The organism is Halobacillus sp. BBL2006, assembly GCF_000786645.1.
In the GTDB taxonomy this organism is placed as follows: Bacteria; Bacillota; Bacilli; order Bacillales; family Halobacillaceae; genus Halobacillus.
On sequence record NZ_JRNX01000778.1, the window covers coordinates 1 to 2,728 of the forward strand.

Consider the following 2,728-nt stretch of genomic DNA (forward strand, 5'->3'; position numbering starts at 1 on the left):
CAGCAATGTCCGAGGCGATTTATTACTGGAGTGAAGACATTAGTTATATCAACCACGATGGGGCGGTTATCTCAGAGAAGCGGCGCGCGGCATTGAAGAAAATAAACATCTCTATCCAAGAAGTAAAGATAAAAAGAATCAACCATGATAACGGAAATTTGTCGAGTGTAGAGACGATGGACGGCCAAATGATAACCGCCGAGAAAGGGTTCTTAGCTTTTGGCGGGAACACAGTTTGTTCAGATTTGGCAGATAAATTGGGAGCAGAAATGAATGGAAAGCATCATCTTAAGGTAGATACTCATACAAAAATGACAAGTGTTCCTGGTCTATGGGCAGCGGGGGATGTTGCAGCTCATTCAGAATTGGTCACAGCGGCTATGGGGGAGGGAGCGATCGCTGCGATTTGGATTCAGAAGCGACTGCTGCAAGGCCCTTCCCGTCTCTAAACCCAGAGGACTTTACAAACTAGGATAAATGATATAAAATAAATCGTAATCGTTACTATTAAATTCCGTGATCGTGCGTCGGAAAAAACGCGCGATATATTTTTGTCTATTTCAATCAGTAACGATTACTATTATTGCACACCGAAAAAATAAACAGTATAAAGCTATAAGAATAAATTTAAGAAGGGAGATCATACCTTATGGCTAGAAAATCAAAAGTCGTTAAAGAAAAAAAGCGTCAAGAAATGGTCGCGAAATATGCAGACCTTCGAAAAGAGCTGAAGGCTAAAGGGGACTATGAAACCTTAAACAAGCTTCCCCGTGATTCTTCGCCAACTCGTTTGAATGGACGCTGTGAAATCACCGGCCGTCCGCGTGGGTATATGAGAAAATTCAATATGTCACGCATTGCTTTCAGAGAATATGCCCACAAAGGCCAGGTTCCTGGTGTTAAAAAAGCAAGCTGGTAATTATACTACGGAAGCAACGGATTTTTGATCCGTTGCTTCTTTTTTGCATTTATACGTTTATATTTTCGTTTTAGAAAAATAATGAAGGAGAATCAGGCATATAGAATTTATGTATCTGAAAAATTCATCAATAGTAAAGTGTGTTTCATATAAGTTCCTGTTTTAATGTAAAATAAGCTTAAAGCTTTGCAGGATCCTAAATAAAGGGGGGAGACGGATGGTTAGTGTGATTTTGCTCTTTTTATTTGCTGGTGTTGCCGAAATTGGAGGAGGATATTTGATCTGGTTATGGCTTAGAGAAGCAAAGCCGCTGTATTTTGGAGCTGCTGGGGGACTCTCGCTTACCTTATATGGAGTGATCGCTACCTTTCAATCATTTCCATCCTTCGGAAGAGTTTACGCTGCTTATGGTGGGGTGTTCATTGTCTTATCCGTTCTTTGGGGATGGGTAATTGATAAGAAAACGCCGGATACATATGATTTTCTTGGGGCTGCGATTTGCCTTATAGGTGTAGCGGTCATGCTTGGTGCCCCCAGAAACTAAAGCAAGAGCTTATGTAATGATTGTACCTTTCTGTAATGCTTAGACGTTTCATTTTCGTAAAGAGGTGAAGGCAATAAAAAATATAGTTGTACTAAGTTTAATAGGATTAATTGTCATAGGTGTATTTGTGTCAGTTTTATTTATTTCAGACTCACAAGATGAACTGGAACCACCATCTCCAAGTGTAGTATCAGAGAGAGGGGCAAAAATTCCGACCACACAGGGTTCTTATTGTTGGGAAGGTTCTACCTCAGCCCAGTGTGTGGATAAAGTATACGCTAATCCATTAGAAATGGCTGAACAACATAAACCAACTAAAGTATCTCCAAACGAAGAAATAAAAATAACATTTGAGAAAGAACCGATTGATGGATCATTAACAGTGGAGAAGTGGGTTGATGAAAATAGAAATAAGGAAATTGAATTAGAAAATGACGCCTTAGTGGCACCTAAAGAGAAAGGTGTTCATTATTACTATGTTAAAGCGAATTGGGAAAAAGGAGATGGAAATTATGCTTTTTCCATAGAAGTGAAGTAAATTGCTTTGTAAAGAAGGTTATGGAAAACTAACTTAACTCTATCTCATTTATATTTCGGGTTTTTTAAGCACGATAGAAAATCAGGTCTTTTGTAAATAAGGACTCTATGGATCGGCGGAAGAACGGCTGCACCACATATGTTCACTCTTGATCTCCTTATTTATGATTTCACCCTCCTAGGATTTGGACCAAAGGGAGAATGGATCTATTATGACTTTGTTTGGTGGTTGCTTGGCCATACGCTTTGGTCATTACCGAATTTCTATTAAAAAGTATCATTTATTTTATTATTTGTAAGCAGTTGCCATGAATACTTACTAGACTTAGAAGGATTATCTAATCTATTGACAGAATACATAGACTAGAATACTTAATCAGGTTTTATAAGGAGGAAGTTTATGGGTAGAATCGTTCATTTCGAAATTCATGTCGATGATATGGAACGGGCTAAGAAATTTTATGGAGAGGTATTTGGATGGAAATTTGAAGATTGGAGTGAATATGCTGGGATGCCTTATTTTGGAGCGGTGACTGGCGAAGAAAAGGAGCCGGGAATCAACGGGGCGTTGATGCAACGGCAGAGTGCTCCACCAGAATTAAACCAAGCATTGAACGCCTATGCCTGCACAATGGGAGTGGAAGATTTCGATTCTACTGAATCTAAAATTTTGGAAAACGAAGGCAAAGTCGCCATGCCCAAATATGCTTTGCCTGGAATGGCTTGGC

General features: G+C 39.3%; 5 protein-coding genes. All 5 read left to right on the top strand.

What is annotated here, in order from left to right; genetic code table 11:
• Positions 1-449 (top strand): FAD-dependent oxidoreductase (locus LD39_RS19565; RefSeq protein ID WP_035552277.1); only part of this gene is annotated, 449 nt, incomplete at its 5' end.
• A 200-nt stretch (positions 450-649) separates the two neighbouring features.
• A complete protein-coding gene (rpsN, locus tag LD39_RS19570; RefSeq protein ID WP_035552280.1) occupies positions 650-919 on the top strand; it encodes a 30S ribosomal protein S14 in 270 nt (89 codons plus the stop codon).
• 217 nt (positions 920-1,136) lie between these two features.
• A complete protein-coding gene (locus LD39_RS19575) occupies positions 1,137-1,463 on the top strand; it encodes a YnfA family protein (protein WP_035552283.1) in 327 nt (108 codons plus the stop codon).
• Positions 1,464-1,590: 127 nt separating this feature from the next.
• A complete protein-coding gene (locus LD39_RS19580; RefSeq protein WP_052158969.1) occupies positions 1,591-2,001 on the top strand; it encodes a hypothetical protein in 411 nt (136 codons plus the stop codon).
• Between the two features lie 399 nt (positions 2,002-2,400).
• The coding region (locus LD39_RS19585) for a VOC family protein (RefSeq protein WP_035552286.1) at positions 2,401-2,728 on the top strand (328 nt) is incomplete at its 3' end.